Annotated in this window: 23 protein-coding genes; 16 read left to right on the forward strand and 7 right to left on the reverse strand. The window is 64.7% G+C overall.

From position 1 onward, the window contains the following. Positions 1 to 29 precede the first annotated feature (29 nt). Positions 30 to 221 (reverse strand): hypothetical protein, encoded by a 192-nt coding sequence (locus AC1DPF_RS00815; RefSeq protein ID WP_477866991.1) that lies wholly within the window; start codon positions 219 to 221, stop codon positions 30 to 32. Between AC1DPF_RS00815 and AC1DPF_RS00820 the strand changes: the two genes are divergently transcribed. The 4 genes from AC1DPF_RS00820 to rsmA all read left to right on the forward strand — a co-directional run bounded on the left by AC1DPF_RS00820 (position 154) and on the right by rsmA (position 5,648). Next, positions 154 to 2,400, forward strand: coding sequence for an LPS-assembly protein LptD (locus tag AC1DPF_RS00820; protein WP_477866965.1), 2,247 nt, complete (start codon positions 154 to 156; stop codon positions 2,398 to 2,400). The two genes, AC1DPF_RS00815 and AC1DPF_RS00820, sit on opposite strands and share 68 nt — an antisense overlap. Before the next feature lie 71 nt (positions 2,401 to 2,471). Then, positions 2,472 to 3,818 carry a peptidylprolyl isomerase gene (locus AC1DPF_RS00825; RefSeq protein ID WP_477959219.1) on the forward strand — a complete coding sequence of 449 codons (1,347 nt, stop codon included), beginning with the start codon at positions 2,472 to 2,474 and terminating at the stop codon, positions 3,816 to 3,818. Positions 3,819 to 3,822: 4 nt separating this feature from the next. Continuing rightward, complete coding sequence (gene pdxA / locus AC1DPF_RS00830; RefSeq protein ID WP_477866375.1) at positions 3,823 to 4,818, forward strand: 4-hydroxythreonine-4-phosphate dehydrogenase PdxA; 996 nt, start codon at positions 3,823 to 3,825, stop codon at positions 4,816 to 4,818. Further along, positions 4,815 to 5,648, forward strand: coding sequence for a 16S rRNA (adenine(1518)-N(6)/adenine(1519)-N(6))-dimethyltransferase RsmA (rsmA, locus tag AC1DPF_RS00835; protein ID WP_477959221.1), 834 nt, complete (start codon positions 4,815 to 4,817; stop codon positions 5,646 to 5,648). The genes pdxA and rsmA overlap by 4 nt, the downstream gene beginning before the upstream one ends. A 28-nt stretch (positions 5,649 to 5,676) precedes the next feature. On the opposite strand, the gene AC1DPF_RS00840 is transcribed toward rsmA, so the two are convergent. The 6 genes from AC1DPF_RS00840 to AC1DPF_RS00865 form a co-directional block, all read right to left on the reverse strand. Further along, the gene (locus AC1DPF_RS00840; RefSeq protein ID WP_477866371.1) at positions 5,677 to 6,207 is read right to left on the reverse strand and encodes a hypothetical protein; all 531 of its coding nucleotides are present in this window, start codon (positions 6,205 to 6,207) and stop codon (positions 5,677 to 5,679) included. A gap of 35 nt (positions 6,208 to 6,242) precedes the next feature. Then, on the reverse strand, positions 6,243 to 7,412 hold the full coding sequence (locus AC1DPF_RS00845) for an RsmB/NOP family class I SAM-dependent RNA methyltransferase (RefSeq protein ID WP_477959223.1): 1,170 nt from the start codon (positions 7,410 to 7,412) through the stop codon (positions 6,243 to 6,245). 6 nt (positions 7,413 to 7,418) lie between these two features. After that, a complete protein-coding gene (gene guaB / locus AC1DPF_RS00850) occupies positions 7,419 to 8,876 on the reverse strand; it encodes an IMP dehydrogenase (protein WP_477866963.1) in 1,458 nt (485 codons plus the stop codon). A 151-nt stretch (positions 8,877 to 9,027) separates the two neighbouring features. After that, the gene (locus AC1DPF_RS00855) at positions 9,028 to 10,158 is read right to left on the reverse strand and encodes a GGDEF domain-containing protein (RefSeq protein WP_477866367.1); all 1,131 of its coding nucleotides are present in this window, start codon (positions 10,156 to 10,158) and stop codon (positions 9,028 to 9,030) included. Between the two features lie 64 nt (positions 10,159 to 10,222). Further along, positions 10,223 to 10,663: a hypothetical protein gene (locus tag AC1DPF_RS00860; RefSeq protein WP_477866365.1), complete on the reverse strand. Its 441-nt coding sequence runs from the start codon at positions 10,661 to 10,663 to the stop codon at positions 10,223 to 10,225. A gap of 90 nt (positions 10,664 to 10,753) precedes the next feature. After that, complete coding sequence (locus tag AC1DPF_RS00865) at positions 10,754 to 12,352, reverse strand: phosphoenolpyruvate carboxykinase (protein WP_477866363.1); 1,599 nt, start codon at positions 12,350 to 12,352, stop codon at positions 10,754 to 10,756. A gap of 267 nt (positions 12,353 to 12,619) precedes the next feature. Between AC1DPF_RS00865 and AC1DPF_RS00870 the strand changes: the two genes are divergently transcribed. From AC1DPF_RS00870 to AC1DPF_RS00925, 12 genes are all read left to right on the forward strand, one after another. Continuing rightward, positions 12,620 to 13,327: a response regulator transcription factor gene (locus AC1DPF_RS00870; protein WP_477866361.1), complete on the forward strand. Its 708-nt coding sequence runs from the start codon at positions 12,620 to 12,622 to the stop codon at positions 13,325 to 13,327. Further along, positions 13,296 to 14,903 (forward strand): sensor histidine kinase, encoded by a 1,608-nt coding sequence (locus AC1DPF_RS00875; protein WP_477866359.1) that lies wholly within the window; start codon positions 13,296 to 13,298, stop codon positions 14,901 to 14,903. Before AC1DPF_RS00870 ends, AC1DPF_RS00875 begins: the two co-directional genes overlap by 32 nt. 3 nt (positions 14,904 to 14,906) lie before the next feature. Beyond that, the gene (locus tag AC1DPF_RS00880; RefSeq protein ID WP_477866357.1) at positions 14,907 to 15,344 is read left to right on the forward strand and encodes an HPr kinase/phosphorylase; all 438 of its coding nucleotides are present in this window, start codon (positions 14,907 to 14,909) and stop codon (positions 15,342 to 15,344) included. Beyond that, on the forward strand, positions 15,341 to 16,267 hold the full coding sequence (rapZ, locus tag AC1DPF_RS00885; protein WP_477866355.1) for an RNase adapter RapZ: 927 nt from the start codon (positions 15,341 to 15,343) through the stop codon (positions 16,265 to 16,267). The genes AC1DPF_RS00880 and rapZ overlap by 4 nt, the downstream gene beginning before the upstream one ends. Before the next feature lie 19 nt (positions 16,268 to 16,286). After that, a complete protein-coding gene (locus AC1DPF_RS00890; RefSeq protein ID WP_477959226.1) occupies positions 16,287 to 16,694 on the forward strand; it encodes a PTS sugar transporter subunit IIA in 408 nt (135 codons plus the stop codon). Continuing rightward, positions 16,691 to 16,960, forward strand: a complete 270-nt coding sequence (locus AC1DPF_RS00895; protein ID WP_477866351.1) for an HPr family phosphocarrier protein — start codon at positions 16,691 to 16,693, stop codon at positions 16,958 to 16,960. The genes AC1DPF_RS00890 and AC1DPF_RS00895 overlap by 4 nt, the downstream gene beginning before the upstream one ends. A 106-nt stretch (positions 16,961 to 17,066) precedes the next feature. After that, a complete protein-coding gene (locus tag AC1DPF_RS00900) occupies positions 17,067 to 17,870 on the forward strand; it encodes a TrmH family RNA methyltransferase (protein ID WP_477959479.1) in 804 nt (267 codons plus the stop codon). After that, complete coding sequence (locus AC1DPF_RS00905) at positions 17,867 to 18,355, forward strand: GreA/GreB family elongation factor (protein WP_477866349.1); 489 nt, start codon at positions 17,867 to 17,869, stop codon at positions 18,353 to 18,355. The genes AC1DPF_RS00900 and AC1DPF_RS00905 overlap by 4 nt, the downstream gene beginning before the upstream one ends. A gap of 116 nt (positions 18,356 to 18,471) precedes the next feature. After that, complete coding sequence (locus AC1DPF_RS00910; RefSeq protein ID WP_477866347.1) at positions 18,472 to 19,011, forward strand: LuxR C-terminal-related transcriptional regulator; 540 nt, start codon at positions 18,472 to 18,474, stop codon at positions 19,009 to 19,011. A gap of 50 nt (positions 19,012 to 19,061) precedes the next feature. Further along, positions 19,062 to 19,406 carry a hypothetical protein gene (locus AC1DPF_RS00915; protein WP_477866345.1) on the forward strand — a complete coding sequence of 115 codons (345 nt, stop codon included), beginning with the start codon at positions 19,062 to 19,064 and terminating at the stop codon, positions 19,404 to 19,406. Between the two features lie 52 nt (positions 19,407 to 19,458). Further along, complete coding sequence (locus tag AC1DPF_RS00920) at positions 19,459 to 19,887, forward strand: hypothetical protein (protein ID WP_477866343.1); 429 nt, start codon at positions 19,459 to 19,461, stop codon at positions 19,885 to 19,887. Beyond that, on the forward strand, positions 19,884 to 20,459 hold the full coding sequence (locus AC1DPF_RS00925; RefSeq protein ID WP_477866341.1) for a JAB domain-containing protein: 576 nt from the start codon (positions 19,884 to 19,886) through the stop codon (positions 20,457 to 20,459). Before AC1DPF_RS00920 ends, AC1DPF_RS00925 begins: the two co-directional genes overlap by 4 nt. Positions 20,460 to 20,499: the final 40 nt, after the last annotated feature.

Consider the following 20,499-nt stretch of genomic DNA (forward strand, 5'->3'; position numbering starts at 1 on the left):
GGTTCGTGCACCACATCTAGGATGGCGATTCACGCGCCGCAACGGTGGTGATCGTCATCGCCGCACCAGAGGATTGCAGCGGAGCGCCGGGTGCGATAGGCGGCGCGAACGCGATTGAAGGCCTTGCCCGTCGCACCCGTCCTGTGGGGTAGTGTGAAGAAGCCGAGATTTTTCCTGCTGGCGACCACCCTTCCCTTGCTCTGCGCGGGAACGCCGCTCATCGCACAAAGTCTGGCCACCCCTGCTGCACCTCCCCCGCAACGCGGCGACGCGCCGATGCCGGCTAACGAGCAGGAGGTGACCTTCGCCGCCGATACGCTGGCCTATGACAGCAATGGCGAAGTCGTGACGGCGACCGGTAACGTGCAGATGATGCGCCGCGGCGATCGCCTGCGTGCCGACAAGGTCGAGTGGAACCAGGCGACGGGCGTGGTCCGCGCCACCGGCGATGTCGCCGTGGTGAACTCGGGCAATGACACCGTCTACGGAGACTCGGTCGAACTGACCGACTCGCTGCGCGACGGCGTCATCGAGAATCTGCTGCTGGTGCTCAATGATGGCGGCCGCCTGGCCGCTGTCCATGGCGTGCGCAAGGACGGGGTCTCGACGCTCGACAAGGCGGTCTACACGCCGTGCGCCGTGGTCGACAGCCATGGCTGCCCCACAGAGCCGATCTGGAAGATCAGCGCCGTCCGCGTGGTTCACGATCCCGTCAAGCATCGCATCAGCTATGACGGCGCCCGGATCAGCTTTCTTGGCGCGCCCATCCTGTGGTTGCCTGGCCTGTCCCACCCCGACGGCAGCCAGGGAGGCGGCTCCGGCCTGCTGCTCCCGAATATCCAGTATAATCGGGTCAACGGCGCCGAATTGTCGGTGCCCTACTATATCCAGCTCGCGCCCAATCGCGACCTGACGATCACCCCGCATGTCTACAGCGAAGTCCTTCCCGCCCTCGAAGCCCAATATCGGGCGCTGACCGATCATGGCGCGTGGCAGGCTACGGCCATGGCCACCTATAGCTCGCGCTTCGCCGCGACCGCTGCCGGCACTGCTGCGCCCAACGGCAACCGCGACCTCCGTGGCTATGTCGATGCCAACGGGCAGTTCCAGTACGGCCCCTATTGGACCTTGTCCGGTTCGATCAGGGCGACGACCGACCGCACGTTCCTGCGCCGCTATGATATCTCGCGCGACGATCGGCTGCGCAACCAGGTCAATGCCGAGCGAATCACCCCCGACAGCTATCTGTCGATCAAGGGGTGGGCGGTGCAGACCTTGCGCACCAATGACCCGCAGGGCCAGCAGCCGATCGCCCTGCCCGCGATCGACTATCGCCTTCGACTGACCGACCCCTGGGTTGGCGGTCGCCTTCAGCTCCAGGCCAACACGCTCGCGCTGCTGCGCACCAATGGCCAGGACACGCAGCGCGCCTTTGCCGCGATCCAGTGGGACCTGCGCCGCTACACGCCGCTGGGGCAGGAGTTCTCCCTCACCGCCTATGGCCGCGGCGATGCCTATCATACCGATCAGGTCGGTCGGACGGCGACGATAGTCTATCGCGGCAATCCAGGCTGGAGCGGACGCGGGATCGCCGCCCTCGCCGCCGACATGCGCTGGCCGCTGATCGGCAATTTCCTCAACGGCACGCAGCGCCTCACGCCGCGCGTGCAGATCGTCGCGAGCCCCCGGACGCGCAACCTGAGCCTGCCCAACGAGGATGCGCGCTCCATCGATCTCGAGGATAGCAACCTATTCGCGCTGAACCGCTTCTCCGGCTATGATCGGTGGGAGGACGGCAGCCGCATCACCTATGGCGCCGAATGGGCCGTCAACGTGCCCGGCATCGCGTTCAGTACCGTGATCGGCCAAAGCTACCGGCTGTCGAGCAAGCCGAGCATCTTGCCGGTCGGCACCGGCTTGTCCGACCGGACATCGGACATCGTCGGCCGGACGACCCTGCAATATGGCCGTTTCCTAGAAATCACGCATCGCTTCCGTCTCGACAAGGATAATTTCGCGGTCCGCCGCAACGAGCTCGATGCCACCATCGGTACCACCAGGACCTACGCGACCATCGGCTATCTGAAGCTGAACCGGGACGTGGTGGCGAGCATCGAAGACCTGCGCGACCGGGAAGAAGTGCGCCTCGGCGGCCGAATTCAGATTGCGCGCTACTGGTCGATCTTCGGATCTACGGTCATCGACCTGACGAGCCGCCAGGAAGATCCGCTCACCTTATCCGACGGTTATCAGCCGATTCGGCACCGGCTGGGCATACTCTATGACGACGACTGCATCGAACTCGGCGTCACCTGGCGGCGCGAATATGACGCAATCGGCGACGCGCGGCGCGGGAATACCTTCCTGTTGCGGCTGGCGCTCAAGAATTTGGGCCGCTAAGCGTTCATTCAGCGGGCGAGTGCCAGGAGAAGCCCACCCCATATGATCGAGGATGTGACTAGGTGCGCGGAATGAAGTTGAGCCAGGGCAAATTCCTCCTGATGGCGGTTGCCGGTGCGGTCGCGATGTCGGCTCCGCTGATCGGCCAGACGGTGTCCGGCGACGAGCCCGAAATGTCCGGCGGCCTGAACCTGCCGAAGGACATCACCGTCTTCGGCAATCGCGATCCCAATGTCCGCACCGCCACCGCGATCGTCAATGGCACCATCATCACCCAGACCGATGTCGACCAGCGGCTCGCGCTGGTGGTCGCGGCCAATGGCGGCAAGCTGCCCGACGAAGAGAAGGAGCGGCTGCGCCTCCAGGTGCTGCGCAACCTGATCGACGAGACGCTTCAGATCCAGGAAGCGACCGCGCAGAAAATCGAGATCGCACCGGAGGAAGTGGAGCAAACCTATCAGCGGGTGGCAGCCAACTTCAAGAAAACGCCGAAGGAGTTCAGCAAATTCCTTCGCGAGCAAGGCTCATCGGAAGCGTCGATCAAGCGCCAGATTCAGGGCGAAAACGCCTGGCGGCGCGTGCTCAGCCGCAGGGTCGAGCCGTTCGTCGCGGTCAGCGACGAAGAGGTTAACGCCATCATCTCGCGCCTGAACGCCACCAAGGGCGCGGACGAGTTCCACGTCGGCGAGATATTCCTGTCCGCAACGCCTGAAAGCATGGCGGACGCCAGCGCCAATGCGGAGCGGATCATCGACCAGATCCGCAAGGGCGCCTCCTTCCCCGCCTATGCCCGGCAGTTTTCGGAAGCGTCGACGGCGGCTGTGGGCGGCGATCTCGGCTGGGTGCGTGCCGAACAGCTTCCCGAGCAGCTGGCCGGTGTCGTCGCCGGTCTCTCCCCAGGCCAGATCAGCTCCCCCATACCGGTCCCGGGCGGCTATTCGATCATCCTGCTGATCGACAAGCGCCAGGTGCTCGGCACCGATCCGCGCGATGCGATCCTGGCGCTCAAGCAGCTCACCATCGCCTTCCCGGCGGGCATGACGCAGGCGCAGGCGACACCGAAGGTCGAGGCATTCGCGCGCGCGCTGCAATCCCTCCAGGGTTGCGGCAAGGCCAACGAAGTCGCCGCGACCGTAGGCGCGGATGTCGTCAACAACGACCAGATCAAGGTCCGCGATCTCCCGCCCCAGCTGCAGGATCTGATGCTCACGCTCCAGGTCGGCCAGGCCACGCCGCCGTTCGGTTCGCTCGCCGATGGCGTCCGCGCCCTGGTGCTGTGCGGCCGCGATGATCCACAGCCCGCTTCAGGCCCCTCGTTCGAGCAGATTCAGTCGCAGATCGAACAGGAGCGCGTGAACCGCCGCGCCCAGCGTTATCTGCGGGATCTGCGCCGCGATGCGGTGATCGAATATCGGTAACGCGATGGAGATGAGCCCGCTTGCCGTCGCGCTGGGCGATCCCGCCGGGATCGGACCTGAAATCGCCGCGAAGGCATGGGATGCGCGCACGCAATATGGCTTGGCGCCATTCTTTGCCGTGGGTGACCGGCGCTCGATCCAGGCAGTGTGGAACGGCCCGATCCAGCTTATCTCCAGCCCCGATGAGGCCGTCGCCTATTTCGACCGTGCACTGCCGCTGATCCAGATCGAAGATACCGGCCTCATCATCCCAGGCGAGCCGGACCTCGCCGGCGCCCGCTGTGCGCTGGACTCGCTCGAAATGGCCGCCGGGCTGGCCCGCTCGCCGATGGTCGGCGGGCTTGTCACCGCACCGGTCGCCAAGGCACAGCTCTATGCGATCGGCTTCACGCATCCTGGCCAGACCGAGTTCGTCGCCGAGCGGTGCGGCATCGCGTCCGCCAATGCAGTGATGCTGCTGGCCGGGCCTACGCTGCGCGCGGTGCCGATCACCACGCACATGCCGTTGCGCGACGTCGCCGACTTCGTAACGGTCGACCTCATCGTCGCCAAGGCGCGCGCTACGGACCGCGGCCTCGCCCGCAACTTCGGGATCGAACGGCCGCGGCTCGCGATTGCCGGCTTCAACCCGCACGCCGGGGAGCAGGGCTCGATCGGACGCGAGGAAATCGAACTGATCATCCCGGCTGTGGAAATTCTGCGTGCGGAGGGGATCGACATCGTCGGCCCGCTGGCGGCCGATACCATGTTCCATGCCCGCGCCCGCGCGCTCTACGATTGCGCGCTGTGCCTTTATCATGACCAGGCACTGATTCCGCTGAAGACGCTCCATTTCGACGAGGGGGTCAACATGACCCTGGGGCTGCCGATCGTGCGCACCGCCCCCGACCATGGCACGGCCTTCGGCATAGCCGGGCAGAACAAGGCGAACCCCGGCGCTATGATAGCCGCCATCGCGCTCGCCGCCGAGGCCGCGCGGAACCGCCTCATCTACGCATGAATCGCGCATTGCCGGATTTGCCGCCGCTGCGTGACGTGATCGCGCGCCACGGTCTGAGTGCCAATAAGGCGCTCGGGCAGAACTTCCTGCTCGACGGGCAGCTTCTCGACCGGATCGCGCGGGTGCCCGGCAATCTCGACGGGCAGACCGTGTACGAGGTCGGCCCCGGGCCGGGCGGCCTGACGCGCGCGCTGCTCGGCGCGGGGGCTTCCGTGGTGGCGGTCGAACGCGATGACCGCTGCCTGCCTGCACTCGACGAACTGAACCGGGCTTCGGACGGAAGGCTGCGGGTGATATCCGCGGATGCGATGAAGATCGATGAGCGTGCGGAGGCGGGCGAAGGCGCGCATATCGCCTCAAACCTTCCCTATAATGTCGGAACCGCTCTGTTCGTGCGTTGGATGACGCTCGATTGCTGGCCTCCCTGGTGGCGCTCGCTAACCCTGATGTTCCAGAAGGAAGTCGCGGAGCGGATCGTCGCCAGGCCCGGCGGCTCGGCCTATGGACGGCTGGCGGTGCTGGCGCAGTGGCGCGCCAGCCCGGCCATAGCGATGAACGTGCATCGTTCGGCGTTCGTACCGCCACCCAAGGTAATGTCAGCCGTGGTGCATGTCGTTCCAGGCCGCCAGCCTGACGGCGTGTCGGTGCACACCATCGAAGCCCTGACCGCCGCCGCATTCGGGCAGCGCCGCAAGATGCTGCGGCAGAGCCTGAAGGGGTTGGCCGGCGCCGTCGAGGCGCTCGGCGCAGTCGGGATAGATTCCGAGCGGCGCGCCGAAACCCTGTCAGTGGAGGAATTCGTGACTATCGGGCGGGCGCTCGAGGCCTGACCCTCGATGACTCTCCGCCGGTAGCCCCTCAGTTCTCGCCGGCGGTGCTCTTTTCCTGGCCCTTCGGCGGAACCTTGTCACTCTGCTGTGCCGCCAGCACCGGCGCCGGAGGCCCCTTGGCAATCGCCGCGGCAAGTTGCATCGCGGGAGCACATTCGGTCTTGCACAGCGTCTTGACGCGGGCGAGATTGGCACGGGCGCGCTCGACGGCACCCTTCTGCACCATGGCCTCACCCTGCGCCGACAACGCATTGACGTCGTTCGGCTCGAGCGACAGAGCCTCGAAATACATGCGGATCGCCTTGCCGGGCAGTTGCTGCGCCTGCGCGACACGGCCCAGCGAGACGAATGCCGCGCGATTGCGCGGGTCTATCGCCAAGGCTGTCTCCAGCGCGTCGTTGGCGGCAATCAGATTGCCTGCCTTCAGCGCCGCCTGCCCCTCGGCGAGCAGCGCCATCGACTTCGGATTGATCTCGTCATCGGCCTTCTGGCCGTTTACCCCGCTCGAAACCGCCAACAGGGTCAGCGACAAAGCAATCGCAACAGGCGAAAAACGCATCAACATCTCCAACACAGAAGCATGCTGGCCTTCTATCATGCGCGGACGAACCTGGCGATGAAAAAGCCATCGGTACCGTCGCGCGCCGGACTCAGCAGCTTGCCGGGGCCTTGGTAGCAGCCGGGGGTGAACAGATCCTTTTCAGGGCGGAATCCCGATGCACGGCTGAGAAATGCCGCCGCCTGCCCTGCGCCCTCCTCGTCGAGCAGCGAGCAGACGGCATAGACCAGAGCGCCGCCCGGCTTGACCAGCGGCGCGGCGATATCGAGCAGCCGCGCCTGGGTTTCCGCCAGCTTCGCGAGCCGGTCCGGGGTCAGCCGCCAGCGAGCTTCGGGATTGCGCCGCCAGGTGCCGCTGCCCGAGCAGGGCGCGTCGACGAGAACGACATCGCAGGCCCCCTCGAGATCGGCCAGCGCTGCGCTTTCGCGGCCGGGGTCGAGTAGCCGGGCCTCGATTAATTCGGCGCCGACCCGCGCGGCCCGCGGTGCGAGGCGCGAAAGCCGCGCGCGATTGGTGTCGCTGGCGATCAGCCGTCCTTCTCCCGCCATGTCGTCGGCCAGCGCCAGGGTCTTGCCGCCGGCACCCGCGCAAAGGTCGAGCACCGTCATGCCCGGCCGCGCGCGCGCCGCCTGCACGATCAGCTGGCTGCCTTCGTCCTGGATTTCGATCAGCCCCTGTTGCCAAGGCTCGCTCGCCTCTACCGCCGTTCCTTCGGGTAGGCGCAGGCCATGCGGCGCGAAGGGCGTCGGCGTGGCATCGGGTAACAGCGCCGCCACGCTGTCGCGATCGGCCTTGCGTCGATTGACGCGGATATCCAGCGGGGCGCGCTCCAACAGCGCGTCATGCTCGGATGGGGCGATGCGGGCAGCGAGCCAGGTCGGCAGGATGCCGCCCGTCGCGCCGATCTCCCTTGGCTCGATGGGCGCCGGCGTATGCGGCGATCCGTCAAAGGCGGCTGCGAGGTCGATATCGCTGCGGGCAACGCCAATCAGGGCCGCGCGGCCGTTTTTGGGTGGGTCGCCCGCGCGTCGGATCGCCCGGTAAACCAGTTCACGGATCGCCCGCCGGTCTTTGGATCCGGCATAGCGTCGTGTCTTGAAATAGCGCGCGATCAGCGTGTCGGCCGCGGCCCCGCCGTCGCGCGCGGCGATGATGATCTCGTCGAGAAGCTCGATCGCGGCCTGCGCCCGCCCGCCTGGGGTCATGCGGGCCTACCGCGTCGGATAATTCGGTGCCTCGCGGGTGATCGATACATCGTGAACATGACTTTCCTGGAGGCCCGCATTGGTGATGCGGACGAACTGCGCGCGCTTCTGGAGATCAGGAATGGTGCGGGATCCGGTATAGCCCATCGCTGCTTTGACGCCGCCGACAAGCTGGTGGATGACGTCGCGCGCCGCGCCCTTGAACGGCACCTGACCTTCGATCCCCTCGGGGACCAGCTTCATCTGATCCTTGATATCCTGCTGGAAATAGCGGTCTGCCGAGCCTCGCGCCATTGCACCGACCGAGCCCATGCCGCGGTAGCTCTTATAGGCGCGCCCCTGGTACAGGAAGGTCTCGCCGGGGGCTTCGGCGGTGCCCGCCAGCAGCGATCCGACCATCACCGAGCTCGCGCCGGCGGCCAGCGCCTTGGCGAGATCGCCCGACGTCCTCAGCCCGCCATCGGCGATGATCGGGATGCCCGACTTCGCGGCCTCTTCGGCGGACTCCATGACTGCGGTGAGCTGCGGCACGCCAACGCCCGCGACCACCCGTGTCGTGCAGATCGAACCGGGGCCAATGCCCACCTTGATGCCATCGGCGCCGGCGTCGATCAGCGCGCGCGTGGCCTCCGCCGTGGCGACGTTGCCCGCGATCACCTGGACCGAGTTGGAGAGTCGCTTCACCCGCTCGACCGCGCGGGCGACGTCGCGGTTATGGCCATGCGCGGTATCGATGACGATCAGGTCGCATTCTGCGTCGACCAGCGCCTCGGTGCGCTCGAAACCCTTGTCGCCGACCGTCGTCGCGGCCGCGACGCGCAACCGCCCCGTGCCATCCTTGGTGGCGCTGGGGTAATTCACCGCCTTCTCGATATCCTTGACCGTGATCAGGCCGACGCAATGATAGCTGTCGTCAACCACCAGCAGCTTTTCGATGCGGCGCTGGTGCAGGGTCCGGCGCGCCTCTTCCTGCGACACGCCGGTGCGGACCACCGCCAGATTCTGGCTGGTCATGAGCTCGGCGACCGGCTGCTTGGGATTCTCCGCGAACCGCACGTCGCGGTTGGTGAGGATTCCGAGCAGCTTGCCGCTCGCCTCGACCACTGGAATGCCGGAAATCTTGTGCCGCGCCATCAGTTCAAGCGCCTCGGCGAGGCTCTGCTCCGGGCGCATCGTGATAGGGTTGACCACCATCCCCGATTCGAACCGCTTGACCGCACGGACCGCGGCGGCCTGCTCTTCCACGGTGAGGTTGCGGTGGAGCACGCCGAGGCCGCCGAGCTGGGCCATCACGATCGCCATATCGGCCTCGGTAACGGTGTCCATCGCCGAGGACAGCACCGGGATATTAAGGCGAATCGATTTCGTTACCTGCGTGGCGGTATCGGCCTGGCTCGGCAGGACTTCGGACTCGGCGGGCCGGAGAAGCACGTCGTCGAAGGTAAGGCCGAGGCTGATGTCCATGAAGTCGAATCCCAGCGAGGTGGTGAAGGATTCGAGGCCATATATGGTGAGAGCGCGGGGATAACCAGCGGGTTGTTCGCTTTCGCCTTCGAACACCGGGCGGAGGCGGATGTCCCGCGCCCGGCGATCGAAGGGCTGAGCAAGGGCTCCGTCAATCTTCTCCGTGGATGATAACGCGGTTCCGCCCGCTGTTCTTGGCGTTGTAAAGCGCCTCGTCGGCACGCCGCAGCATGTCGCCATCGGCTTCCCCGGGCAGGAGTTGCGCGATCCCGGCCGAGAAGGTGACGGTACCCAGGGGTTCGCCCGTCGTCCTCGAAACCAGATGGCGGCCAGATAGCTCGTCGCGAATCTCGTCGACGCGCATCGCCGCACGGCGCGCCATGATGCCGTCGAACAGGATCAGGAACTCCTCACCGCCAAAGCGTCCGACAAAGGCATCCTCTCCCGCACCTTCCGACAAGGCATCCGCGACCATCTTGAGGATCCGATCGCCGGTGTCATGGCCGTGGTTGTCGTTGATCGACTTGAAATGATCGATGTCGCAGAACGCCACCGATAACGGATAATTCTCCGCCTGGGCCTGCGTCATCGCGCGGGCGAGACGGGACTGGAAGGCCCGGCGATTCGCGAGCCCGGTCAGCGGATCGCTCTCGGCCACGGCCTGCGCCTCGGCCAGGTCGCCCTGCAAGGATTCCATCTGCGCGCCCATGTCGGCGAGACGGCGCTCTGCATCCTGGGTCTTGCCGATCATCGTGCGCGTCAGCTCGACCATCAGCTCCAGCGCCCTTGCGGCAGATTCGCCGCCAGCGTCGATTGCGGACGCCCCCTTGTCGAGGGCTGTGCCGAAAACCTTCACGTCGGTCCGCGACTGGCCGACGAGGCTGGCTGCCAGCGTCATGCTCTGGTGTGCCTGGTCGATCAGCTTCCCGACCAGTTCGGAGGAGACTTGGTTAGCGGCAGCCTCGGCGATCTGCTCCGCCACTTCGGGGCGAAGAAGGCCGTCGCGCACGATCGCGGTGTCAACCGAGGCGACCAGCGTCGGATCGTTGCCGCTCAGATATTTATAGGCGAGATCATAGTTGATCGGCGTCGGATCGAGCCGATGCGCGCGCAGGAACCCGCCAATGCGGGAGAAGATGTCGGTGGCCGCCGGGGCAGGTTCTAGCGCCGGAGCGATCAGCGGTGACGGGGTCGCCGCGGCTTGCTCGACGGAGCGCCCGAACAGGGCGTCGAGGCTCCAGCCCTTCCGGCCGCCAGACGAAGGTGGTTTGGATTCGTACATTGCATCCGCCCAGGAGATTTCCTGATCGGTTTAAGGGCCGCCGCCTTAATTTTTAGTAGGAGATTCATGGTAAATATTTCACGTCCGGAGCGATTTTTCCGCGCCTCGCTTCGACCGAAAACAGCGTTTCGCGATCGTAGAAGTGCAGAGGCCAGTCGCGCTGCCCCTCCGGTGCCAGCAGCAGCCCGTTGACCCGCTCGAGCAGCGAGGGCGCGTCGGTGCGATCCAACCATCTCCTGACGCCGGCGATGAAGCAGTGGGTGATCGTGTCATGATAGCCGCTGCTGTCGTCGTTCACGCCGCCCATAGCTGCATTATAGCCGCTTATGATCTCGCGCATGTCGCGTTCCGGCAGGATGTCGGGGCGTTCGGTCAGGATCCACAGGCATGCCGCCAGGTGCGCCTCATGCGTCCACTGCTCCTTCGGCAAGCTGCGATCGAGCAGGCCCAGGCCGATGCGACGGATCTCGCGCTCGTCTCCGAACAGCCGCGGCGCTTCGAACATCGTCATTTCCTGTCCCTCAAATGCAAGAAGGGCGCCCCGGCCGAAGCTGGGGCGCCCTCCTGAAGGCCGCCGGCCCTTTCCGGACTTGCGTCAGGCCGCCTTCGGCGCCGCCTGACGAACGCCTTCGTCGACATGGTCCGCGAATTCCGCGAAATTCTCGATGAATTGGCCGACCAGCTTCCGCGCGGTCGCGTCATAATCGGCCTTGTCCGCCCAGGTGTCCCGGGGCTGAAGGATCTTGCTGTCGACACCGGCGACCGCGAGCGGCACCTTGAACCCGAAATTGGGATCGGTGACGAACTCGGCATCGTTCAGGCTGCCGTCGAGCGCAGCGTTGAGCAGCGCGCGGGTGGCCTTGATCGGCATGCGATTGCCGACGCCGTATTTGCCGCCGGTCCAGCCAGTGTTGACCAGCCAGCAGTCGACCCCGCCCTTGGCGATGCGCTCCTTCAGCAGGTTGCCATAGACCGAGGGATGGCGCGGCATGAACGGGGCGCCGAAGCAGGTCGAAAAGGTCGCCGACGGCTCGGTCACGCCGATTTCGGTGCCAGCGACGCGGGCGGTGTAGCCTGACAGGAAATGGTACATCGCCTGATCCGGGGTCAGCTTCGCAATCGGAGGGAGCACGCCATAGGCGTCGGCGGTGAGGAAGATGATGTTCTTCGGGACCGGACCGAGATTATCCTTCGAGGCATTGGGAATGAAATCGATCGGATAGGAGCCGCGGCTGTTCTCGGCCAGGCTGCTGTCGTTGAAGTCGAGTTCGCGCGTTTCGGGATCGATCACGACATTTTCGAGCACCGTGCCGAAGCGCTTCGAGGTCGCATAGATCTCCGGCTCGGCTTCCGGCGAGAGATTTATCATCTTGGCATAGCAGCCGCCTTCGAAGTTGAAGACCGCCTCATCCGACCAGCCATGCTCGTCATCCCCGATCAGGGTGCGGCTGGCATCGGCCGACAAGGTCGTCTTGCCGGTGCCTGACAGGCCGAAGAACACCGCGGTATCGCCCTTCGGGCCGATATTCGCCGAACAGTGCATCGGCATCACGCCGTTCACCGGCAGCTTGTAGTTGAGGATGCCGAATACCGACTTCTTCATCTCACCAGCATAGCGGGTGCCGCCGATCAGGATCAGCTTCTCGGTGAAATTGACGGCGATCACGGTTTCGCTGCGCGAGCCGTGGCGCGCCGGATCGGCGACGAAGCTCGGCAGATCGATGATCGTGAACTCGGGCACGAACGATGCCAGTTGGGCCGCTTGCGGGCGCACCAGCAGGGTGCGGATGAACAGGCTGTGCCAGGCGAACTCGGTGATCACGCGGACATTGACGCGATGCGCCGGCTGCGATCCGCCGAACAGGTCCTGCGCGAACAGCATGTCCTTCGTCTTGAGATGGGCCAGGAAATCGGCCTTCAACGCCGCGAAATGCTCGGGCGTCATGCCCTTGTTGGTCTTGCCCCACCACACGGTGTCTTCGGTCTCGGCGTCGCGGACGATGAACTTGTCGTTCGCCGAACGCCCGGTATGGGCACCGGTCTTGACCACCAGCGGGCCGTCCTTGGCAAGAAGGCCCTCGCCACGCTGGATGGCCAGCTCTACGAGCGGTGCGGTTCCGAGGTTCCAGTGAAGCTGAGCGTCGACATCAAGACCCTGCTTGTCGAGGCCAAAGGCGGGCGGGAGCTTAGGCACATTGTTCTCCTATACGGGTTAGACCGCAACGGGCGGCCGCCCTCCTAATGATTGGGTGCGTCTATGGGGCTCGAACTCGTCGATCGAGCCTCATCCGCGCCTTTAGCTGTTTCTCTCGCGCATAGTTTCAAAGCGGCTGATCGTAAAGAGTGTGCGCGGCATAGTTGAACGCGCATAAGGGCTAGGCTAGTCAGGGTGCACAGTTTCCGGGCCATGGCGTGTAGGCCAATTCCTTTCGCCCATTTTCTCGGGGAGGCCATCCGGCCCATGTCGCCTACCATCGCTCTGGTCGATGACGATCGTAACATCCTCACTTCGGTCTCGATCGCGCTGCAATCCGAAGGATTCAGCGTGCGGGTCTATTCCGACGGCGAAGCCGCGCTGAAGGCCCTGCTCGACAATCCACCGGATCTTGCCGTGCTGGATATCAAGATGCCGCGCATGGATGGCATGGAATTGCTGCGGCGCCTCCGCGAGAAGAGCAGCATCCCGACGATCTTCCTTACCTCGAAGGACGACGAGCTCGACGAGGCGCTGGGTCTCGCCATGGGCGCCGACGACTATATCACAAAGCCCTTCTCGCAGCGGCTCCTGATCGCGCGGATCCGCGCGATATTGCGGCGCACCGAGGCTCGCGCCGAAGCCGAGGACCAGCCCGATGCGCCGCCGGCCGAGAAGATCGTGCGCGGGCGGCTCGAGATGGATCCCGCCCGGCACCGGGTCCAGTGGAACCGGCAGGACGTGACGCTGACCGTCACTGAATTCCTCATCCTGGAAGCGCTTGCGCAACGGCCCGGTTTCGTCAAATCGCGCGACCAGCTGATGGACACCGCCTATCAGGACGATGTCTATGTCGACGATCGCACGATCGACAGCCACATCAAACGCCTGCGCCGCAAATTCCGGCAGGTCGACAACGACTTCAAGGCAATCGAGACCCTCTATGGCGTGGGCTACCGCTTTGCCGAGGAATGACAGCGCGCTGGGCACTCCCGAAGCCGCCGCACGGACGTCGCTCACCACGCGAATCCTGGCCGTCAACATCTTCGCGCTGGCCATGCTGGCCGGCGGCTTCTTCTATCTCGACAGCTACCGATCGCAGCTGATCGACGCCAGGCTCGAGGAGACGGCGACCCAGGTGCGGCTGATCGCCGAAGCCTATTCGGTGACGCCTCCCGGTGGCCGGCCGGCGCTTCTCGCCAAGCTGGGGACCGTCACCGACACCAGGCTGCGCGTCTATCATTACCCGTCGCGCCGCGCCCGCGCTGCCAAGGTTCCTGCCACTTTCGACAGCTGGGCGATCTCCGGTCCCACCTATCAGCTGCGCGATCCGACGCTGGAGGAATGGCAGAAACGCGCCGCGCGCTTCCTCGATCGGTCGATCGATGTCGTCGTGGGGGCTGATCGCCCCCGCCACTACCGCGAGCCTCAGGTCGACACGCTGGCCGCCTGGCCCCAGGCGATCGAGGCCGTGCGAAGCCGCAACATCGTGACCGACGTGCAGCGCGCGCCAGACCGCACGCCCATGATCATTGCCGCGATCGATGTGCAAGGTCCGGATGGCGGCGGCAATGTGCTGCTGTCGACCGAGAACCAGCGCGACATCACCCGTATCGTGCGCGCGGAACGGCTGCGGTTGAGCGTGGTCCTGCTGCTCGTGGTACTGGTGTCGGTCAGCCTGTCGCTGTTCCTGGCCCGCACCATCGTCCGCCCGTTGCGCCGTCTCGCTTTGGCTGCGCACCGCGTGCGGCTCGGCCGCGCGCGCGAAGTGCAGGTTCCCCGCCTGCCCGACCGCCGCGACGAGATCGGCACTCTCGCCAGAGCCTTGTCCGACATGAGCCTGGCGATTCGGCAGCGGATCGACGCGACCGAGGCGTTTGCCGCCGATGTCACCCACGAGCTCAAGAACCCGCTCGCCTCGCTGCGTTCTGCGGTCGACAGTCTCGGGCTGGTGCAGGACCCTGCCCTGCAAAAGCAGCTGATCGACGTGATCCGCGACGATGTCGGGCGACTGGACCGGCTGATCACCGACATTGCCGAAGCGTCGCGGGTCGACGCCGAGCTGGCCCGGGCCCGATTCGAGTCGATCGACCTCGGCATCATGATCGAAGGGCTGCTGACGACGCGCGAGGAACGTGGCCGCAACGGCAATGTTCGCGTCGCCTTCGCGCGGCCGCACCGGGGGACGGCAGTGGTGTTCGGAGATGGCTCGCGCCTTACCCGAGTCGTCGAGAACCTCGTTGAAAACGCAGTATCTTTCTCCCCACCCCAGGGGCTCGTTCAGGTTGCAGCCACCCGCGATGGCGATGATGTGGTGATCCGGGTAGAGGATGAGGGGCCCGGCGTGCCGCCCGAGGCGCGCGAGGCGATCTTCAACCGATTCCACAGCGATCGCCCGGACGGCGAGGAGTTCGGCCGGCATAGCGGGCTCGGCCTCGCCATCGCGAAGGCGATAGTCGAAGGGCATAACGGCACGATCATGGCTACCGACCGGGACAATGCCCCCTCTGGCGCGCGATTCGTCATTCGCCTGCCCGCCTGGAGCCGATGAGCCGTGCCGCACACCAATCCGCTGCACGCGACCAGCGTCCTGATAGACGGCCGCGTGCTGCTGTTGTCCGGCCAGTCGGGCAGCGGCAAATCCGACCTGGCGCTGCGCCTGATCGACCGCGGTGCGCTGCTCATTGCGGACGACTATACCGGGCTCGAGGCGCGCGGCGGGATCCTATATGCGAGCTCACCGTCCCAGATTGCCGGACGGATCGAGATTCGAGGCATCGGTCTCGTCGATATAGGTTTTGGCGGAGAAGGTCCGGTGGCGCTGATGCTTGACCTCGACACCGTCCCCGCACGGATGGCCGGCGAAACTCTGCCGACCGATATGCTTTGCGGGATCGCCGTCCCGGTCCTTGCTTTCGCCGCCTTGGAAGCATCGGCACCGATCAAGGCCGAACAGGCGCTCCGGATGTTCGGACTGGACGCGAGGCCATGAGAGTATCGCCGGGTCCGCGCCGCATCCTGTTCGTCACGGGAATGTCGGGGGCGGGCAAGAAAACCGCCCTCAAGGCGCTCGAGGACATGGGCTGGGAAACGGTCGACAATCTTCCCGTGTCACTGCTCGACAGGCTGCTTGCCGCCAGCCCGCCGGAAGGCAGCGTCGACGACCATCGTCCATTGGCGGTGGGCATCGACAGCCGTACGCGCGACTTCGACAGTCACCGGATCGTCCGCCGGGCACAGTCGCTGCGCGACGATGGGCGCGATACCTCAATTCTGTTCCTGGACTGTTCAGGCGCAGAGCTTAGCCGCCGATATTCGGAAACCCGCAGCCGGCACCCGCTCGCACAGGACCGTCCCGTGGAGGATGGGATCATCTACGAACGCGAGTTGCTCGCGCCGCTGCGCGAGGCTGCCGACGAGCTGGTCGAGACTAGCCGGCGCTCGACCAACGACTTGCAGGCCTTGCTGCGCCAGCGCTTCGGCAAATCTGGTCCGGGCAGCGCTACGCTGACGGTGATGTCCTTCGCCTTTTCACGCGGCGTTCCCCGCGACGCCGACCTGATGTTCGACATGCGCTTCCTGCGTAATCCGCACTGGGTCGCGGAGCTCAAGCCTCGCACCGGGCTCGACACGGAGGTGGCCGCCTATATCGCCGGCGACCCCGTCTATTCCGAGGCCAAGGCGCGGATTGAGGAGCTGATCCTGCTGCTTCTCCCGCGCTATGAGGCGGAGGGAAAGAATTACATCACTGTCGCGATAGGCTGCACCGGCGGGAAGCACCGATCGGTGCATTTCGCGGAATCGCTCGCAATGCGGTTGCGCGAGGCGGGATTTTCGCCCACGGTTCGCCACCGCGATCTGGCTCAGCCGAAGCCGGACGTCGGGGAGAGCACCTTGCCAGGCTTAGGATCGTGACCATTGGGTTGTTAGTCGAATGATCGGATTGGTGCTCGTTACTCACGGTCGTCTTGCGGCCGAATTCGTTACCGCGATGGAACATGTYGTGGGGCCGCAAACTGCCATTGAGGCGATCTGCATAGGTCCGGACGACGACATGGAAGGCCGCCGCGCCGACATCGCGCGCGCGGTCAAGTCGGTGGACGACGGATCCGGCGTCATTCTGCTCACCGACCTGTTCGGTGGCACACCGTCCAATCTCGCCATTTCGCTGATGGAGCCGGGAAGGATCGAGGTTATCGCGGGAATCAACCTGCCGATGTTGATTCGCCTTGAAGGCGCGCGAAAGATGATGAAGATAAAGGCTGCAGTCGCAGCAGCACGCGACGCAGGGCGTAAATATATATCGGTTGCATCCGAAGTGCTGGGGGAAGCTGCTGCATGACGCTCCAGCGTGAGGTCAAGATTACCAATATCCGCGGCTTGCATGCCCGGGCGAGCGCCAAGTTCGTGACACTGGCGAGTTCGCACAGTGCCGATGTCGAGGTCGAGAAGGACGGTTCCAAGGTCGCGGGCACCTCGATCATGGGGCTGATGATGCTGGGCGCCGCGAAGGGCGACAGCGTCATCATCTCGGCTCGTGGCGACGGTGCGGAAAAGGCGCTGAGCGCGCTGGTCGAACTCGTCGAGGGCAAGTTCGGCGAGGAATAGCAACTTAGGTTGCGCTCGTACCGAGCGCAGTCGAGACATGTTTCGCCAGAACGGCGCTCCTCGACTTTGCTCGAGATGCGCGGAACATCAGCCGAGAGTCTTCACCCTGCCCCGCCAGATCACCGCCTTTTCCAACCCGTTGGTCAAACGCGTGCGTTCGCTGCGCGAGAAGCGGCATCGCCGTGAAGCGGGGCTGTTCCTCGCCGAAGGATTGCGCATTCTGACCGAGGCCGCCGACAGCGGCACCCTTCCGGAGATGATCTTCTTCGCCAAGGATGGCGCTGGACATCCGATGACGCAGCGGCTGATCGGTCTGGTCGAACAAGCCGGCGGCGACGCGATCGAGACCGATCGCGACATTCTCGCCAAGCTGTCGGGCAAGGACAATCCGCAGACAGTCATCGGTGTGTATCGGGAGTTCGATACCACGCTGGACCGGCTAGACCGTAGCGCCGCCGATATCTGGATCGTCGCGCAGTCGCTGCGCGACCCAGGAAATCTCGGAACGATCCTGCGCACCGGCGACGCCGTGGGAGCCGGTGGACTCATCCTTGTGGACGATTGCGTTGACCCCTTCTCGGTCGAGGCCGTACGGGCGACGATGGGAGCGCTGTTCACCCAGCGGATCGCGACGGCGCGCTGGCGCGACTTCCTGGCATGGCTGCGCGCCGGCCCAGGACAGCTCGTCGGAACCAGCCTCAAGGCCGCCCAGGATTATCAGGCGCCCAGTTATGCGGCCCCGACCTTCATCCTTGTCGGCAACGAAGCGCAGGGGCTGCCGGCCGAATATGAAACCGAATGCGACTTGCTGGTGAAGATGCCGATGCTGGGGAAGGCCGACAGCCTGAACGCGGCGGTGGCAACCGCGGTGATGGCTTATGAGGTCCTCAACCAGCGGCGCGAGCGGTGACCGAGGAGCGCGTCAACTATATCACGCCAGAGGGCTTCGCGGCGATGCGCGAGCGTTACGAGTTGTTGTTCGGCACCGAGCGGCCGGCGCTGGTCGAGGTGATAAGCTGGGCCGCCGGCAACGGCGACCGATCCGAAAACGGGGATTATATCTATGGCCGCAAGAAGCTGCGCGAAATCGATCGCGAGCTTGGCCATCTCTCGCGGCGAATGAAATCGGCGAAGGTGGTTGACCCAGCCCGCCAGGCCGATCGCAGCAGGGTCTTCTTCGGCGCGACGGTGACCATCGTCGATGACGACGATGTCGAGCGGGTGCTTACGCTGGTCGGCGAGGACGAAGCCGATGCCAGTCAAGGTCGGATCAGCTGGCGCTCCCCTCTTGCCCATGCGCTGAAAGGTGCTGCGGTCGGAGACGTCCGGCGCGTGACGCTACCGGCCGGCACCAGGGAACATGAAGTGCTCGCAATCAGCTATCCCATCGACTGAAGACAAGGGGCTGGGAGGGCCGATTCGCCCCCTGTCGTCCCGCCACGGATCATCCGAAAGTATAAAGCTGTTCAGATTCGCATCGACTTGGCGGAGCGATCGAGTAATTTCAGCGCATGGGACATGAGGCCATCACCAAGTTGACCGCGCGGCAGCGCGACTGTCTGCGCTTGGTCCTTCAGCACAAGCAGTCAAAGGAAATCGGCCGCGAACTCGGCATTTCGCCGATGACCGTGGACAATCATTTCCGTAGCGCGATCCAGACCCTTGGGGTGAGCAATCGCCTCGAAGCCGCGCGATTGCTGGATTCCTTCGAGCGCGAGGAGCCTAGTCAGCGGTTGACTAGTCAACCGCACTCCGTTGCCTCGCGGTCCGAAACGCTCATCATGCAGTCACCGGCTTCGGTCGGTAACGGGCATGGAGATGCCATGAGCGCGCTTCGAGAGGATCAGGTTCCCTACCTGACCTACGGCGAAGCAACCTTCATAGATTTCCCGCTGCCCGTGCCTACCAGAGGGAAACCACGCAACGATCTGACGATCGCCCAACGCCTGTTCTGGATCGCAGTGTTGATCATCGGAATTGGCTTGGGAACCGGCGCGCTACTCTCTGGCTTCGCTGCTCTGTCGAATATTGTCCTGGCGCTGAAGCGCTAGACATCCCTGCAATCGATCTGAGGCGCCCTATCCGGCGCATGGGGAGAATTATGTCCAAGAACCGTGATGATGCGACGCTACGCGTCTATGCCGCGCTCGAGGAATATGAGCGTGCGCTAGACATCGCAGCTAACAGGGGTGCCATGCTCGCGGCGGAACTGCCGATGGCGCGCCTCGATGGCAACTTTGCCATGGAGGTGGCGCAGGGCGCCTTCTCCAACTTATTTGGTTCGCTTTCGACCATCATCGCTGCGCGGGGACAGGTCGTGGAAGGCCATCGGCAGCTAGCGGTGGTCCAGCGCAAGTTCAACCTGCCGGTGGTCGCCGGCGGTGACAAGATCCCGGCCCCGCCGGTAATCGACGATCGCGAGGTCGCGCCGCTGCGCGCAGCGTGAGATGACGGGTCACCCCTTGACGTCAGGCCCCTGGCCGTGATGGGCTTAGCGGGTGACCCGGCAACTAATCTATGGCGCCCTGATGTGGGCCGTTTGCGGCTACGCCTTGCTTCGAGGTGGCAAGGCTGAGCGGATAGCGGCTGTCGGCATCATAGCCATGACCTATTTGAGCTTGCTCTTCGTGAGCTCGGTGGCCTTGCGGTTTCGCCACATGGAGTTGCCGGTCTTCATGGTCGACGGCTCGTTTTTCGTGGTTCTGCTCTGCCTTTCGATGACGACGGAAAAATATTGGCCACTATGGCTTACGGCAATGCAGGGACTCACGGCCCTCACTCATTTCGCGCCTTATGTCCCGCATGTCATTCCGTGGGCATATGCGAATGCGATAGCCATGTGGGTCTATCCGATGCTCGCCACATTGGCCTGCGCGACGTGGCGCCATCATCGGCGCAAGAGGGGCGAGACCTTCTTCACCGATTGATCCATACGGTCGAACGCCCTGGGGCCGCGCGACTGGCCGACCGGCTCATCGCCGAATTCGGCACATCCTCCTCGGCCCTGTCCGCAAGTCCGGAGCGGCTGAAACGGGCTCTGCCGGATGCCACCCACGTCGTCGAGTTGTTGCTGGCCGCCCGGCAGCTTCTGCTGCATTCGCTAGGCCAGGAAATCCGGCAACGCACGATCCTCGGAGACGATCGCGCTGTTCAACAATATCTCTTCGCGCATATGGCCCATATGCCTGTCGAACAGGCGCGCATACTCCACCTCGACGCCAAGAACGGGCTGATACGCGACGATGTCGTCGCCTATGGCACCGTCGACAGGGTCAGTCTGGCGCCTCGCGAGCTGGTGCGTCAGGCGCTGGACATCGGCGCCACAGGCATGATCCTGGCCCATAACCATCCCTCTGGCGATTCCACGCCAAGCAACTGCGATATGGCCGTTACCCGCGCGATTTTCGCGGCGGCGAAGCTCTTCGATATCCGCCTGCTCGACCATATCATCGTCAGCCGGTCAGGCTTTTACAGCTTCCGGGCCAAGGGACATTTCTGACCGGGCAGTGAAGCGGCTCGGCATTCCACTTGGCCGCTTC

The organism is Rhizorhabdus sp. P4_G6, assembly GCF_056401045.1.

What these genes read in the sequence shown, in the direction of transcription:
- AC1DPF_RS00840 (WP_477866371.1), bottom strand. Translation starts at nt 6,207, where the DNA reads ATGCGTTTTTCGCCTGTTGCGATTGCTTTGTCGCTGACCCTGTTGGCG.
- guaB (WP_477866963.1), bottom strand. Translation starts at nt 8,876, where the DNA reads ATGGACATCAGCCTCGGCCTTACCTTCGACGACGTGCTTCTCCGGCCC.
- AC1DPF_RS00860 (WP_477866365.1), bottom strand. Translation starts at nt 10,663, where the DNA reads ATGTTCGAAGCGCCGCGGCTGTTCGGAGACGAGCGCGAGATCCGTCGC.
- AC1DPF_RS00870 (WP_477866361.1), top strand. Translation starts at nt 12,620, where the DNA reads ATGTCGCCTACCATCGCTCTGGTCGATGACGATCGTAACATCCTCACT.
- AC1DPF_RS00875 (WP_477866359.1), top strand. Translation starts at nt 13,296, where the DNA reads ATGGCGTGGGCTACCGCTTTGCCGAGGAATGACAGCGCGCTGGGCACT.
- AC1DPF_RS00815 (WP_477866991.1), bottom strand. Translation starts at nt 221, where the DNA reads ATGAGCGGCGTTCCCGCGCAGAGCAAGGGAAGGGTGGTCGCCAGCAGG.
- AC1DPF_RS00845 (WP_477959223.1), bottom strand. Translation starts at nt 7,412, where the DNA reads ATGACCCCAGGCGGGCGGGCGCAGGCCGCGATCGAGCTTCTCGACGAG.
- pdxA (WP_477866375.1), top strand. Translation starts at nt 3,823, where the DNA reads ATGGAGATGAGCCCGCTTGCCGTCGCGCTGGGCGATCCCGCCGGGATC.
- AC1DPF_RS00895 (WP_477866351.1), top strand. Translation starts at nt 16,691, where the DNA reads ATGACGCTCCAGCGTGAGGTCAAGATTACCAATATCCGCGGCTTGCAT.
- AC1DPF_RS00855 (WP_477866367.1), bottom strand. Translation starts at nt 10,158, where the DNA reads ATGTACGAATCCAAACCACCTTCGTCTGGCGGCCGGAAGGGCTGGAGC.
- rapZ (WP_477866355.1), top strand. Translation starts at nt 15,341, where the DNA reads ATGAGAGTATCGCCGGGTCCGCGCCGCATCCTGTTCGTCACGGGAATG.
- AC1DPF_RS00910 (WP_477866347.1), top strand. Translation starts at nt 18,472, where the DNA reads ATGGGACATGAGGCCATCACCAAGTTGACCGCGCGGCAGCGCGACTGT.
- AC1DPF_RS00825 (WP_477959219.1), top strand. Translation starts at nt 2,472, where the DNA reads ATGAAGTTGAGCCAGGGCAAATTCCTCCTGATGGCGGTTGCCGGTGCG.
- rsmA (WP_477959221.1), top strand. Translation starts at nt 4,815, where the DNA reads ATGAATCGCGCATTGCCGGATTTGCCGCCGCTGCGTGACGTGATCGCG.
- AC1DPF_RS00915 (WP_477866345.1), top strand. Translation starts at nt 19,062, where the DNA reads ATGTCCAAGAACCGTGATGATGCGACGCTACGCGTCTATGCCGCGCTC.